The sequence below is a fragment of the Roseateles sp. GW821-FHT09B06 genome, assembly GCF_059418245.1.
On record NZ_JBWKPM010000025.1, the window covers coordinates 14,544 to 28,977 of the forward strand.

The 14,434-nt window shown below is 65.9% G+C and carries 8 protein-coding genes; 6 read left to right on the forward strand and 2 right to left on the reverse strand.

All coding sequences use genetic code 11. The features are described from left to right. The first annotated feature begins 240 nt into the window (after window positions 1-240). A complete protein-coding gene (locus AC07OQ_RS18855) occupies window positions 241-4,068 on the forward strand; it encodes an N-6 DNA methylase (RefSeq protein WP_495054679.1) in 3,828 nt (1,275 codons plus the stop codon). A 198-nt stretch (window positions 4,069-4,266) separates the two neighbouring features. Here AC07OQ_RS18855 and icmF read toward each other — a convergent pair whose 3' ends face one another. After that, entirely contained in the window at window positions 4,267-7,617 is a 3,351-nt protein-coding gene (gene icmF / locus AC07OQ_RS18860; RefSeq protein ID WP_495054680.1) for a fused isobutyryl-CoA mutase/GTPase IcmF, read from the reverse strand. A 162-nt stretch (window positions 7,618-7,779) separates the two neighbouring features. Here icmF and AC07OQ_RS18865 point away from each other — a divergent pair, with 162 nt between their 5' ends. From AC07OQ_RS18865 to AC07OQ_RS18880, 4 genes are all read left to right on the forward strand, one after another. Next, window positions 7,780-8,400, forward strand: a complete 621-nt coding sequence (locus tag AC07OQ_RS18865; RefSeq protein ID WP_495054681.1) for an ANTAR domain-containing response regulator — start codon at window positions 7,780-7,782, stop codon at window positions 8,398-8,400. Between the two features lie 265 nt (window positions 8,401-8,665). Next, window positions 8,666-9,886, forward strand: coding sequence for a CmpA/NrtA family ABC transporter substrate-binding protein (locus AC07OQ_RS18870; RefSeq protein WP_495054682.1), 1,221 nt, complete (start codon window positions 8,666-8,668; stop codon window positions 9,884-9,886). Window positions 9,887-9,902: 16 nt separating this feature from the next. Continuing rightward, window positions 9,903-10,817, forward strand: coding sequence for a nitrate ABC transporter permease (gene ntrB, locus AC07OQ_RS18875; protein ID WP_495054683.1), 915 nt, complete (start codon window positions 9,903-9,905; stop codon window positions 10,815-10,817). Window positions 10,818-10,821: 4 nt separating this feature from the next. Next, window positions 10,822-11,631 carry an ABC transporter ATP-binding protein gene (locus AC07OQ_RS18880; RefSeq protein ID WP_495054684.1) on the forward strand — a complete coding sequence of 270 codons (810 nt, stop codon included), beginning with the start codon at window positions 10,822-10,824 and terminating at the stop codon, window positions 11,629-11,631. Window positions 11,632-11,643: 12 nt separating this feature from the next. Here the strand turns inward: AC07OQ_RS18880 and AC07OQ_RS18885 are convergent, their stop codons facing one another. After that, window positions 11,644-12,888 (reverse strand): type IV pili methyl-accepting chemotaxis transducer N-terminal domain-containing protein, encoded by a 1,245-nt coding sequence (locus tag AC07OQ_RS18885; protein ID WP_495054685.1) that lies wholly within the window; start codon window positions 12,886-12,888, stop codon window positions 11,644-11,646. 253 nt (window positions 12,889-13,141) lie between these two features. On the opposite strand from AC07OQ_RS18885, the gene AC07OQ_RS18890 reads away from it, so the two are divergent. Next, on the forward strand, window positions 13,142-14,413 hold the full coding sequence (locus AC07OQ_RS18890; RefSeq protein WP_495054686.1) for an MFS transporter: 1,272 nt from the start codon (window positions 13,142-13,144) through the stop codon (window positions 14,411-14,413). Window positions 14,414-14,434 lie beyond the last annotated feature (21 nt).

The window sequence follows — 14,434 nt, forward strand, 5'->3', positions numbered from 1 at the left end:
GTCGCCTCCTCGCGTGCTGCCTGGAGTCCCTAGACTACCACCGCGCTAGCACCGCGCCGCTTTGCCTCACATGCTGCGCCGGTACTGCCCGCCCACCTCGAACAGCGCCGAGGTGATCTGGCCCAGCGAGCAGCAGCGCACGGCCTCCATCAGCACCTCGAACACGTTCTTGTTCTCGATCACGGCCTGCTGGAAGGCGCTGAGTTCACGACGTGTCGGATGCCTTAAAGTCCCGCACCTATGCTCACACCCGACAATCTGCTGAAGTTGCTCACCCTCCTCGGGTTCAAGCATCACCGAGGCATCTACTCTGCGACCTTTGATGCAGCCGTCATTTCTGTGGACATGGGCCGACAAGAGATTGCCTATCCTGAGTCCCAGGGCTTGACGGTCAATGAGCGGCAGACCTGCAATCTCTTGGCCAACGAGAACTTTGTCATGCTTGAGTGTGTGTGCAGGCTGCTGGCCAAGGGTTACAAGCCTGAGCACATCGAGCTGGAGCCTCGCTGGCAACTCGGGCGTGGTAGTAGCGGCGGGCGGGCGGACATCCTGGTCAAGGACAAGCTCGGCAAGCCACTGCTGCTGATCGAGTGCAAGACTGCAGGCGCCGAGTTCAAGCGCGCCTGGGCCAAGACCCTGCAAGACGGTGATCAACTTTTCAGCTATGCCCAGCAGATCAGCGAAACCTCGTTCTTGTGTCTCTATACCGCTGATCTTGATGGCGATGCGCTGCGCTACACCACACATCTGATCGCCCATCGCGACAACGACCGTTACTTGGCCGACAACCCGCTGTTCAAGAGCTTCCGCGGCGCCACCGACGTGAAGGAGCGTTTCGCGGTCTGGCGCGATACCTACAAGCTCGACTACACCACGCGCGGCCTCTTCGAAGAAAACATCCAGCCTTACCAGATCGGCAAGGAAAAATACACACTGGCCGATCTACAGACCATCTCGGCCGACGATCAGCAGAGCAAGTACCACGCGTTTGCCACCATCCTGCGCCAGCACAACGTGTCCGGCCGCGAGAACGCATTCGACAAGCTCGTGAACCTGTTCCTCTGCAAGCTCGTGGACGAGACCGAGAACCCCGACGATCTCAAGTTCTACTGGAAGGGCGTGGCCTATGACACGCACTTTGAACTGCTGGACCGCCTGCAGCAGCTCTACCAGGCTGGCATGGGCCGCTTCCTGGGTGAGAGCATCACCTACATCAACCAGGATGCGGTAAACAACGCGCTGCGTTTCGTCAAGCAGAACCCTGACGCCACGCAGCAGGCAGTCTGGGACTTGTTCAGGAAGCAGAAGTTCTTTACCAACAACGACTTCTCGTTCATCGACGTCCACAACGAGAAGCTGTTCTACCAGAACGCCGAGGTGCTGCTGCGCATCCTGCAGATGTGGCAGGACATCCGCCTGAGCCACCCTGGCAGCCACAACCAGTTTCTGGGCGATATGTTCGAGGGCTTTCTCGACCAGGGCGTGAAGCAGAGCGAGGGTCAATACTTCACGCCCATGCCCATCTGTCGCTTCATCCTGATGAGCCTGCCGCTGGCGGCGCTGGTGAAGCCTGGCGCGCAGCCCATCAAGGCGATCGACTACGCCTGCGGCGCTGGCCATTTCCTGAACGAACTGGCCTTGCAGCTCAAGCCGCTGCTGACCCAGCACGGCATTGCCGACGCCAAGCCCTGGCACCAGGCCATTTACGGCATCGAGAAGGAGTACCGCCTGTCCAAGGTGGCTAAGGTCTCGGCCTTCATGTACGGACAGCAAGACATCAACATCTGCTACGGCGATGCCCTGGTAAAGCAGCACACGGCCTACCCCGGCATCGAGGACGGCAGCTTTGATGTGCTGGTGGCCAATCCGCCGTTCAGCGTGCGTGGATTCCTGGAAACTCTGCCCGAGACCGAGCGCGCCGCCTACACGCTCACCGACACGGTGGACAAGCTCGACACTGCAAACAGCATCGAAACCTTCTTCCTGGAGCGTGCCAAGCAGTTGCTCAAGCCCGGTGGCGTGGCCGGCATCATCCTGCCCTCGTCAGTGCTGTCCAACGCCAATGGCACCTACGTGCGGGCGCGCGAGATCCTGCTGCAATACTTCGACATCGTGGCCATTGCCGAACTGGGCAGCGCTACCTTCGGCAAGACCGGCACCAATACCGTCACGCTCTTCCTGCGCCGCAAGCCCACCGCCCCCGACACCGCCGAGCATCTGCGTGGCCGGGTGGCCGAGTGGTTCGCCGCCGATGAGAACCAGCCCGTCTACCAGGACGCGCACCTGATCGACGCCTACGCTGCCCACATCGGCGTGCCGCCGGCCGACTATCGCACCCTGCTGCAGGGCGTGGCCGGTGGCTCCTGGGCGCAGCACGACCATTTCGAGGTCTACAAGCAGAAGTTCAACGACAGCGCCGAGGTGGACAGGCTGGCCAAGCAAAAAGCCTTCAGAGCCTTGAGCGCGATCGAGCAAGAGGCAGAGCTGAACAAGCGCTACCTGGCCCTGGTGCAGGCCATTGAGCGCGACAAGCTCTACCACTTTGTGATGGCCAGCGACCAGCCCCACCCGGTGCTGGTGATCCGCGCGCCGGCCGACGGCAAGGCGCAGAAGGCCTTTCTGGGCTACGACTGGAGCGCGGCCAAGGGCGACGAAGGCATCAAGCTGATGAAGGATGCGGCGGGGCGGCATCTGACGCGGCTGTACGACGAGGCCGACCGCGCCAACCCGGCCAAGCTCAATGCCTTGATCGCTGCGGCGTTCTCGTCAGGCGCGGTGATGCCGGATGCCGCTCTGGCCGAGTTCGTCAAACCGCTGCGACTGGTGGATATGCTGGATTTCTCGCGGCCGGTGTTCGAGAAGCAATTCAGTCTGGCCACAGCAAAGGTGGTTGAGCTGGTAACTAAATGGCCCAAGCGACCGCTTCGAGAACTGGCAATGCTCAACCCCTCCAAGCGCGAGGTCCGAGAATTGGACGGTGGCACCATGGTGTCTTTCGTAGACATGGCCTCTGTCAGTGAGGAGGGATACATCACTCACAAGGCAGAACGGCCGCTAGCCAGTCTGATCAAGGGCAGTTACACCTATTTTGCGGAGAACGACATCATCCTGGCCAAGATCACACCGTGCATGGAGAACGGGAAATGTGCGCTGGCGCAGGGTTTGAGCAATGGGGTGGCCTTTGGCAGCTCTGAATTCCATGTCGTGCGTGCGCGAGCGAGCGAGTTGCTACCAGAGTTCGCGTTTGCATACTTGAATCGCGCCAGTGTTCGGGAGGCTGCTGCCAGTGCCATGACTGGTTCCAGCGGCCACCGTCGAGTTCCTGAAACTTTTTACGCGGAAATGGCGGTTCCCGTTCCTCCGCTCCCGGTTCAGCAGCAAGCGGTGCAAGCGATGGCGCTGGTTGATGGGGACGTGGCGAAGGCAAAAGCTGCAGCGCTATCGGCGCTGACGATGCTTGATGCCGTGGCCACCGAGGTGCTGGCGGCCGGACTTCCCATGCTTGCTGTGGAGAAGCTTGCACTAGAAGTGCAATACGGCCTGTCCGAGAAGATGAATGAATCCGGCATCGGCTACAAGATCTTCCGCATGAACGAGATCGCGCAGCGGCGCATGGTGGATGGCGGGCAGATGAAGTACGCAGACATCTCGCCTGACGAGTTCGCCAAGCTCAAGTTGAACAAGGGCGACATTCTTTTCAACCGCACCAACAGCATCGAGCATGTGGGCAAGTCGGGCCTGTTCGATCTTGAAGGTGATTACTGCTTCGCCTCGTACCTGGTGCGTGTGGTGCCAGACCCGAAGAAGGTGCTGCCCGAGTTCCTGGTGCTGATGATGAATTCCCCCGCATTTCTGGCGGAGGCGCGCAGCAAGGCCGCCAAAGCGATCAATCAGGCCAACATCAATGCCACGGTCATGCGCAACATGACGGTGCCTGTGCCGCCTCTGCCCGAGCAGAAACGCCTAGTCGCCAAAGTGCGCAAGCTGGAGCAGCAGATCGCCGAGGCACAGGCGGTGATTGCCGCCGCACCGGACCGCAAGCAGGTCATTCTGAAGAAGTACCTGTAGGTCGCCATGACCGATCCGCGCCCTGCCTCACTGAGGCCGCCGCCCGGCAACGCGGAGTGGCGGTTCGAGCTGAAGGCGCATCCACGGCGCATAGCAGCGAAGCCCTGATGCTGTTCCCGCGCCCATGACAAAGGCCTCCCGCGGGAAGCCTTGTGCGTGGTCAGACCTCCTCCTGGCGCAGGGCCGAGCGTTAGGCCTTCACATGCTGCGCCGGTACTGCCCGCCCACCTCGAACAGGGCGCTGGTGATCTGGCCCAGCGAGCAGACGCGCACCGCGTCCATCAGCACCTCGAAGACGTTGCGGTTCTCGATCACGGCCTGCTGCAGGCGCTTGAGCATGGCCGGGCTTTCGGCCGCGTGGCGCTGGTGGAAATCGGCCAGGCGCGTCAGCTGGCTCTGCTTCTCGTCCTCGGTGGAGCGGGCCAGCTCGATGTGTTCCGGCACCGGGTCGCCATGCGGATTGCGGAAGGTGTTGACGCCGATGATCGGGTACTCGCCGGTGTGCTTGAGCATCTCGTAATGCATGCTCTCCTCCTGGATGCGGCCGCGCTGGTAGCCGGTCTCCATCGCGCCCAGCACGCCGCCGCGGTCGGCGATCGCGGAGAACTCTGCCAGCACCGCCTCCTCGACCAGTTCGGTCAGCTCCTCGATGATGAAGGCGCCCTGCGAGGGGTTCTCGTTCTTGGCCAGGCCCCACTCGCGGTTGATGATCAGCTGGATCGCCATCGCGCGGCGCACGCTTTCCTCGGTGGGCGTCGTGATCGCCTCGTCGTAGGCATTGGTGTGCAGCGAGTTGCAGTTGTCGTAGATCGCGATCAGCGCCTGCAGGGTGGTGCGGATGTCGTTGAAGGCGATCTCCTGCGCGTGCAGCGAGCGGCCCGAGGTCTGGATGTGGTACTTGAGCTTTTGCGAGCGCTCGTTGGCGCCGTACTTGTCGCGCATTGCCACGGCCCAGATGCGGCGCGCCACGCGGCCCAGCACCGTGTACTCGGGGTCCATGCCGTTGCTGAAGAAGAAGCTCAGGTTCGGCGCGAAGTCGTCGATATGCATGCCGCGCGCCAGATAGGCTTCGACGAAGGTGAAGCCGTTGGAGAGCGTCAGCGCCAGCTGCGAGATCGGGTTCGCGCCGGCCTCGGCGATGTGATAGCCGCTGATCGAGACCGAGTAGAAGTTGCGCACATTGTGGTGCACGAAGTATTCGGCGATGTCGCCCATCACCTTCAGCGAGAACTCGGTCGAGAAGATGCAGGTGTTCTGGCCCTGGTCCTCCTTCAGGATGTCGGCCTGCACGGTGCCGCGCACATTCGCCAGCACCCAGTCCCTGATCTTGGCGGCCTCGTCCTGCGTCGGCTCGCGGCCGTTGTCGTCCCTGAACTTCGCCAGGTTCTGATCGATCGCGGTGTTCATGAACATCGCCAGGATCGAGGGCGCGGGGCCGTTGATCGTCATCGACACGCTGGTGCTGGGGTTGCACAGGTCGAAGCCGTCGTACAGCACCTTCATGTCGTCCAAGGTCGCGATGCTGACGCCGGAGTTGCCCACCTTGCCGTAGATGTCCGGTCGCGGATCGGGGTCGGCGCCGTAGAGCGTCACCGAGTCGAAGGCGGTCGAGAGGCGCTTGGCCGGCAGGCCCTCGCTGACCAGCTTGAAGCGGCGATTGGTGCGGAAGGCATCGCCCTCGCCGGCGAACATGCGCGTCGGGTCCTCGCCCTCGCGCTTGAAGGCGAACACGCCGGCCGTGTAGGGGAACGAACCCGGCACGTTCTCCAGCAGCAGCCACTTCAAGAGTTCGCCATGGCATTCGTAGGCGGGCAGCACCACCTTGCGGATCTTGGTGCCCGACAGGCTGGTGGAGACCAGCGCGGTGCGGATCTCCTTGTCGCGGATCTTCACGACATACTCGTCGCCGGCATAGGCCTTCTGCATGTCCGGCCATTGCGCGATCAGCTTGGCGGCCACCTTGTCCTGCGCCGATTCGCGCTGCTGGGCCAGCTCGCCCAGGGCGGCGACGGCGCCGTTCTTCTCGGGGTTGGCGGCCTTGAGCATCGCGATCGAGGCACGCAGCTGCTGGGCCTCGCGGGCGATGCGGGCCTGCTCGCGGGCCTGGCGCTTGTAGCCGCGCACCGTGTCGCCGATCTCGGCCAGGTAGCGGCTGCGCGCGGCCGGCACGATCGGGGTCTGGTGGGTGCTGTGGCGGGTGTCGGCCAGCGGCAGGCGGCCTTCCTCGCCGAAGTTCAGGCCCAGCTCGGCCAGGCGCGGCTTCAGCGCCTGATACAGCGCGGTGACGCCGTCGTCGTTGAAGCGGCTGGCCATGGTGCCGAACACCGGCATCTGCTCGGGGCGCTTCGTGAACGCCTCCCTGTTGCGCTGCACCTGCTTGGCCACGTCGCGCAAGGCGTCCAGCGCGCCCTTGCGGTCGAACTTGTTGATCGCGACGAACTCGGCGAAGTCCAGCATGTCGATCTTCTCGAGCTGGCTGGCGGCGCCGAACTCCGGCGTCATCACATACATCGGCACGTCCACATGCGGCACGATGGCGGCGTCACCCTGGCCGATGCCCGAGGTCTCGACGATCACCAGATCGAAACCCGCGACCTTGGCCGCGGCGATCACATCGGGCAGGGCCTGCGAGATCTCGCTGCCGAAGTCGCGGGTTGCGAGGCTGCGCATGAAGACGCGCGGGCCTTGGTTCCAGGGGCCGATCGCGTTCATGCGGATGCGGTCGCCCAGCAGCGCGCCGCCGCTCTTGCGGCGCGAGGGGTCGATCGAGATGACGGCCACGCGCAGGGCATCGCCCTGGTCCAGGCGCAGGCGGCGGATCAGCTCGTCGGTGAGGCTCGATTTGCCCGCGCCGCCGGTGCCGGTGATGCCCAGCACCGGGGTCTGGATGTCCTTCGCGGCGGCCTGCAGCTCGGCGACCAGCGCGGCATCGATGCGCGGTTCCCGCGCACGGCTATCGCCGTCCTTGCCATTCTGGCCTTCGGCCGGAACCTGACGGTTCTCCAGCGCCGTGATCAGCTGGGCCAGTGCGCGCCAGGCGGCCTCGCCATGGCCCTGGATCGCGGCCAGCGAACTCGGCGCCTCGGCCGAGAGGTCGCGGTCGCAGCGCATCACCATCTCGCCGATCATGCCCGCGAGGCCCATGCGCTGGCCGTCCTCGGGGCTGTAGATGCGCACGCCATGCTCGTGCAGGTCGCGGATCTCGGCCGGCACGATCACGCCGCCGCCGCCGCCGAAGACCTGGATGTTCTGGCCGCCGCGCGCGCGCAGCAGTTCCACCATGTACTTGAAGTATTCGACATGGCCGCCCTGGTAGCTGCTGATCGCGATGCCCTGGGCGTCCTCCTGCAGCGCGGCGTTCACCACCTCGTCGACCGAGCGGTTGTGGCCCAGGTGGATCACCTCGGCACCCATGCCCTGCAGGATGCGCCGCATGATGTTGATCGCGGCGTCATGGCCGTCGAACAGGCTGGCGGCGGTCACGAAGCGCACCTTGTGGGTGGGGCGGTACGCGGCCAGGGCCTTGTACTCGGCGGACAGGTCGGTCATGGCTTGTCTCCATCGGCGGCGCGGGGCTCGCCGGCTGTTTGCTGGCTTGTATCAGTTACCTGGCACGGATTCTAGGGGCTGGTTGACGTTTACGTAAACGTCAATTTGCATCGGGATGGCGGCATGAATATTGCATCGCAGCAATGACCAACGGCTCACACTATGTCCCGCTCGCCCGACGCCGCCCCCGCCAATGCCCAAGGCCTGCGCATTCTGCTGATCGACGACGGCGCGCATCGCGTCCAGCTGATCCAGCAGGAACTGTCGCGCCTGGGCTGCGAGGTGGTGGGCGTGATCGATTCGGCGACCCTGATCCACGACTGCGTGCTGCGCCTCAAGCCCGACGTGGTGATCGTCGACAGCGAGTCGCCGACCCGCGACACGATGGAGAACCTGGCGCTGCTGAACAGCCAGATGCCGCGCCCGGTGGTGGTGTTCTCCGAGGACGGCGGCGACTCATCCGTGCGGCGCGCGCTGAAGGCCGGCGTCAGCGCCTATGTGGTGGCCGGCCTGCAGACCCAGCGCCTGGCGCCGGTGCTGCAGGTGGCGATCGCCCGTTTCGAGCAGGACCTGGCGCTGCGCCAGGAACTGGGCCGTGCCCAGGCCCAGCTGAGCGCGCGCAAGACGATCGAGCGCGCCAAGGGCATCCTGATGAGCGAGCAGGGCCTGGACGAGGACGCGGCCTACAAGCGCCTGCGCCGCCTGGCCATGGACCGCGGCGTGCCGCTGGCCGAGGTGGCCGAGCGCGTGATCGAGGCGCAGGACCTGCTGCGCCCTTCCTGAGGCGCGGCCCGGGCGATTGGCACCAAATTGGCGCGGTCGCCGCCAGCAAACAGTGCGAAAACCGACGAGCTCGGGCTGCAGCGGGCTGGCACGCTTTCTGCTGAATGAGGGACGAGGCCCGCAACGGCGTGGGCCTCGCTCTTCAAAGGTTCTAGGACAACGGCGTCCGATCTGCTGCACCCGCGCGCGGGTGGGGTTCGATCGCGGCGCCTTTTTTTTGTGTCTTCCGGAGGTTTTCATGCGTGCTGTGGCAAAGGAGGGGCTCATGAGCGAGGAGCGTCGCAAGCTCTTGGTAGGCGGCGCGGCGGCGGCGGCCGTGGGCGGCCTGAGTCCGCGGGTCTGGGCCGCCGGCTCGGACAAGCCGGAGAAGGAGGAGGTCAGGATCGGCTTCATCCCGCTGACCGACTGCGCCTCGGTCGTGATGGCCTCGGTGCTGGGCTTCGACAGGAAGTACGGCATCAAGATCATCCCCACCAAGGAGGCCTCCTGGGCCGGCGTGCGCGACAAGCTGGTCAATGGCGAGCTGGACATGGCCCATGTGCTCTACGGCCTGATCTACGGCGTGCACCTCGGGGTCGGCGGTCCGAAGAAGGACATGGCCGTGCTGATGACCCTGAACAACAACGGCCAGGCGATCACGCTGTCGAAGAAGCTGGCCGACAAGGGCGCGGTGGACGGCGCCTCGCTGGCCAAGGCGATGGCGGCGGAGAAGCGCGAATACACCTTCGCCCAGACCTTCCCGACCGGCACGCATGCGATGTGGCTGTACTACTGGCTGGCCAGCGTCGGCATCAATCCGATGAAGGACGCCAAGGTCATCACCGTGCCGCCGCCGCAGATGGTGGCGAACATGCGGGTCGGCAATATGGACGGCTACTGCGTCGGCGAGCCCTGGGGCCACCGCGCCATCATGGACGGCATCGGCATCACCGCGGTGACGACCCAGGACATCTGGAAGGACCATCCCGAGAAGGTGCTGGGCAGCACCGGCGAGTTCGTCAAGAAATATCCCAACACCGCGCGCGCCGTGATCATGGCCGTGCTGGAGGCCGGGCGCTGGATCGACGCGGGCCTCGCGAACAAGCTGAAGATGGCCGACACCATCGCCGAGAAGAGCTATGTGAACACCGGCGTCGACGCGATCAACCAGCGCATCCTGGGGCGCTACCAGAACGGCCTGGGCAAGACCTGGGACGACCCCAACCACATGAAGTTCTTCAACGACGGCGCGGTCAGCTACCCCTGGCTGTCCGACGGCATGTGGTTCCTGACCCAGCACAAGCGCTGGGGCCTCTTGAAGGAGCACCCCGACTATCTGGCCGTGGCCAAGCAGGTCAACCAGACCGAGCTCTACAAGGAGGCGGCGAGCCAGCTCAAGGTCAGCGTGCCCAAGGACACCCTGCGCAGTTCCAGGCTGATCGACGGCGTGGTCTGGGACGGCAGGGATCCCGCGAAGTACGCCGATTCTTTCAAAGTGAAGGCTTGAAGAGGAGTTCAGCACCATGGTCAGCGCAGTCTTCCATTCCCCTCGCGAGCACGGCAGCGCGCCGGTCGCCGTCGCCATGCCTGCCGCGATGCCCGCGATGCCCGTCATGGAGCCGGTGACCGAGCCGGCAGCGCCGCCCAAGGTCCGGCGCCGCGTCGACCTCAACGGCTTCTGGATGCGGGTGCTGCCGCCCGTGCTGGGCCTGGCCCTGCTGATCGGCGTCTGGGCCCTGCTGACGCAGAAAGGCGGCGGAGGCTTTCCCACGCCGGCCGCCACCTTCGATGCCGCCGTCAAGCTGTTCGCCGATCCCTTCTACAGCAAGGGGCCGAACGATCAGGGCATCGGCTGGAACATCCTGAACTCGCTGCAGCGCGTGGCCCTGGGCTTCGGGCTGGCCGCGGCGGTGGGCATCCCGCTGGGCTTCGTGATCGGGCGCTTCGAGTTCGTCAGCCGCATGGTCTCGCCGCTGATCAGCCTCTTGAAGCCGGTCTCGCCGCTGGCCTGGCTGCCGATCGGCCTGCTGGTGTTCAAGAGCGCCAACCCGGCCGCGATCTGGACCATCTTCATCTGCTCGATCTGGCCGATGGTGGTGAACACCGCGGTGGGCGTGCAGCGCGTGCCCGAGGACTATCTGAACGTGGCCAAGGTGCTCAAGCTCAGCGAGTGGAAGATCATCAGCAAGATCCTGTTTCCCGCGGTGCTGCCCTATATGCTGACCGGCGTGCGCCTCTCGGTGGGCACGGCCTGGCTGGTGATCGTCGCGGCCGAGATGCTGACCGGCGGCGTCGGCATCGGCTTCTGGGTCTGGGACGAGTGGAACAACCTCAACGTCCAGCACATCATCATCGCGATCTTCGTGATCGGCATCGTCGGCCTGCTGCTCGAGTGGGCGCTGATGAGCATTGCCAAGCATTTTTCGTATGAGGACTGAAGCCATGAGCAGCAACAAGCCATTCATCGAAGTGCAGGGCGCCGAGATGCGGTTCAACACCCGCAAGGGCCAGTTCCATGCGCTGCGCGACATCCATCTTGACGTGCAGCGCGGCGAGTTCGTCACGCTGATCGGCCATTCGGGCTGCGGCAAGAGCACCCTGCTGAACCTGATCGCCGGCCTGCTGCAGCCCAGCAGCGGCGCGCTGATCTGCGATGGCCGCGAGATCCGCGAGCCCGGCCCCGAGCGCGCGGTGGTGTTCCAGAATCACTCGCTGCTGCCCTGGCTGAGCTGCTTCGAGAACGTCTACCTGGGCGTCGAGTCGGTGTTCGGCGGCCGCGAGATGAAGCGCCAACTGGCCGAGCGCACCGATGCGGCGCTGGAACTGGTGGGCATGGGCCATGCGATGCATAAGCGCCCGCACGAGATCTCCGGCGGCATGAAGCAGCGCGTGGGCATCGCGCGCGCGCTGGCCATGGAGCCCAAGGTGCTGCTGATGGACGAGCCCTTCGGCGCGCTGGATGCGCTGACCCGCGCCCATCTGCAGGACGAGCTGCTGAAGATCGTCGCGCGCACCCACAGCACCGTGGTGATGGTCACCCACGACGTGGACGAGGCGGTGCTGCTGTCCGACCGCATCGTGATGATGACCAACGGGCCGGCCGCCACGATCGGCGAGATCTATCCGGTGGCGATCCCGCGCCCGCGCAACCGGGTCGAGCTGGCCGAGGACCCGGTCTATGTGCATGCGCGCAAGGCGGTGATCGACTTCCTCTACAAGCGCCATGCGCATGTGGAGAAGCAGGCGGCCTGAGCCGACGGCGGCTCAGCCAAGTATCAGCTGCAGGCTCTGTTGATACTGGGCGGTCAGCATGTCCAGCCGGCTCAGCAAGACCTCGCTGCTGCGCGCCAGCCCGGCCGCGGCCTCCGGCCCCTGTACATCGCGCAGGCTGCGCAGCAGGCGCAGCCATTCCTCGCGCACCTCGTCCAGCAGCGCGCGGATCGCGGGGCTGGCCAGCGGCGCGGCCTCCAGCTCGGCCAGGCCGCTCTCGAAGCCGCTAAGCAACTGGCTGAGCAGGGCCGGGTCGCGGCCAGGCAGCAGATCAGCCAGCAGGGCCTCCTTGGCCAGGCGCTGGCTCAGCATGCGCTGGCGTCCGCACAGATTTACCAGACGCAGCGGCCTGCCAGCGCCGGCCGCCTCGATGGCATTGGTGAACTGCTCGGACAGCACCAGCAGCGCTTCGGCCGCCGCATCGGCCTGGCCCAGCACCGCGGCCGAGGGCTTGCCCGTCAACAGCGGCCGCAAGGCGGCCCAGGCCTGGTTCAAGCCCGCGATGTCCAGCGCCGCCGGCAGCAGGGCCGGCAGGCGCGCCAGATTGGCATCCACGCGCGCGGCCGATTCGTCCTGCAGCGTCTTGGCGCGCCTGGCCTCCAGGCCGGCGGCGCGCTGGGCCATCAGCTTCACCAGGCGCTGGCTCAGCATGCGCTGCTGGCCGGCCAGGTTGACGGCCTCGGCCAACTGCGCGGCCTGCACCACCGAACGTGCCACCTCGCCCAGGCGCAGCTGCGCATGCATGGCGGTTTCGCGCAGCAGGCGAAAGGCGCTGTCCTCGTCGATCTCGCGGGCGTTCATCAGCAGGCCCTTGGCCCGCTCGGTCCATTTGCGCTCGTCCAGCTGGGCCTGCAGCGCGGCGAGGCGCCGGGCCTGCCGGTCCGCCTGCCATATGGCCCAGCGCAATTGGGCCTGCAGCTCCGGGGCCGCAGGGGCCGACTCCAGCCAGACCTGCAGGCCCAGCGCCAGCCCGCGCTGCTGCTGCGCGGCGCTGGCGCCCGGCGCGATGCAGACGCCCGGCAGTTCGGGCTTCAGGCCATCCAAGGCGTCCAGCCAGGCATCCAGCGCCGCCCCGTCGGGCAGCCACAGCAGCAGCGCGTCGGCGGCCGCTTCCCGTGCATCCTGCACCAAGCTGTGGCGCCCGGCGCGGACCAGAACGGTGCAATCCCAGGCCGGCAGCGGGGTTTCGGAAGGGCCGAGCAGCAGGACGCGCCGGGGTAGATCGGTGGGCTCGGGCATAGCGCGTACAGAGGCGGGACTTGTTTTCCTGGCGGTGCGGCGCAGCATAAAGCAGGAGCCGGGCCGTGCGGCCCGCGCCCGGCTGGCACGTTGCTTGCGAGAAGCAGGGTGTGGCGCAACGACGCGCCGCGATCGGCAGGAGCCCGCGCTCCCGCCACCTCATCTTCACCGCGCTGCGGTGATCCATCCCGTTGTTCTGGCCTCGCCAAGCCCGGTGCTTGACGCGGCCTTTTGTCGTTTGTAGCGCACCGCCATGGCAGTCTTCTCGCAGAGATTCTTGCAGTCGGGTCACAGCCCCACGCTGTTCGCCGCCTTCCTGTACTTCTCCTTCTCCTGCTGCATCTGGGTGCTGAACGGCGCGCTGGCGCCCTTCATCAGCGAGGCCTATGGGCTGACGCCGGCGCAGAAGGGCCTGATGCTGTCGATTCCCATCATGGCCGGCGCGCTGATGCGCTTTCCGCTGGGCCTGCTGTCGCAGTACATCGGCCGCAAGAACGCCACCCTGGTCGAGATGGGCCTGATCGCGGTGGCCATGCTCTACGGCTTCTTCATGGTCAAGAGCTTCGACGACCTGCTGGCCATGGGCGTGCTGCTGGGCATCGCCGGCGCCAGCTTCGGCGTGGCGCTGAGCCTCGGGTCGGGCTGGTATCCGCCGCAGTACAAGGGCCTGGCCATGGGTCTGGTGGGGGCGGGCAATGTCGGCACGGCGGTGTCGGTGCTGGTGGCGCCGCCGCTGGCGCAGGCCTATGGCTGGCAGACGGTCTATGCGCTGGCGGCCGGCGCCATCCTGCTGCCGATGGTGGTGATGATCGTGTTCGCGAAGGAACCGCCCGATGTCGACGCCCATGCCTCGTTGCGCGAGCATGTGGCCTGCCTGTTCGAGAAGGACGGCTGGGCCTTCAGCCTGATCTACGGCGTGACCTTCGGCGGTTTCATCGGCCTGACCACCTTCCTGCCCACCTACTACTACGACCAGTTCGGCGTCTCCAAGGTGCAGGCCGGCCAGCTGACGATGCTCGCTGCCTTCATGGGGGCGGCCGTGCGGGTGATCGGTGGCTGGCTGTCGGACCGCTGGGGCGGCGTCAACACGCTGACCGTGGTGCTGGTGGTGGTGGCCCTGGGCCTGGTACTGGTCGGGCTGGCCGGGAGTTCGCTGGTGCTGACCACGCTGCTGCTGATCGTCTGCTTCGCGGCCCTGGGCGCCGGCAATGGCGCGCTGTTCCAGCTGGTGCCGCTGCGCTGGCCCGCGGCCACCGCGGTGGCCGGTTCGATGATCGGCGAGATCGGTGCCTTGGGCGGCGGCCTGGTGCCCAATCTGATGGGCCTGTCCAAGCAGCATGCCGGCACCTATCTGTGGGGCTTCGTCGCCTTCGCCGTGTTCGCCGTGCTGATGCTGGGCGTGATGCGCGTGATGCAGATCCGCTGGACCCGGACCTGGGCCGAGCGCGGCGGGCGCGCTCGGCCCGTCGGGCCGGACATGGGGCTCCCCCGGACCCCCTCCGGGAGGGGGCTCCAGCATGAATGACAAAGCGGCCTGCGGCCGCCG

Bases quoted from the DNA above. Each gene is read 5' to 3' on its own strand.
- ntrB (WP_495054683.1), top strand. From the start codon at position 9,903: ATGGTCAGCGCAGTCTTCCATTCCCCTCGCGAGCACGGCAGCGCGCCG.
- AC07OQ_RS18880 (WP_495054684.1), top strand. From the start codon at position 10,822: ATGAGCAGCAACAAGCCATTCATCGAAGTGCAGGGCGCCGAGATGCGG.
- icmF (WP_495054680.1), bottom strand. From the start codon at position 7,617: ATGACCGACCTGTCCGCCGAGTACAAGGCCCTGGCCGCGTACCGCCCC.
- AC07OQ_RS18870 (WP_495054682.1), top strand. From the start codon at position 8,666: ATGAGCGAGGAGCGTCGCAAGCTCTTGGTAGGCGGCGCGGCGGCGGCG.
- AC07OQ_RS18855 (WP_495054679.1), top strand. From the start codon at position 241: ATGCTCACACCCGACAATCTGCTGAAGTTGCTCACCCTCCTCGGGTTC.
- AC07OQ_RS18885 (WP_495054685.1), bottom strand. From the start codon at position 12,888: ATGCCCGAGCCCACCGATCTACCCCGGCGCGTCCTGCTGCTCGGCCCT.
- AC07OQ_RS18890 (WP_495054686.1), top strand. From the start codon at position 13,142: ATGGCAGTCTTCTCGCAGAGATTCTTGCAGTCGGGTCACAGCCCCACG.
- AC07OQ_RS18865 (WP_495054681.1), top strand. From the start codon at position 7,780: ATGTCCCGCTCGCCCGACGCCGCCCCCGCCAATGCCCAAGGCCTGCGC.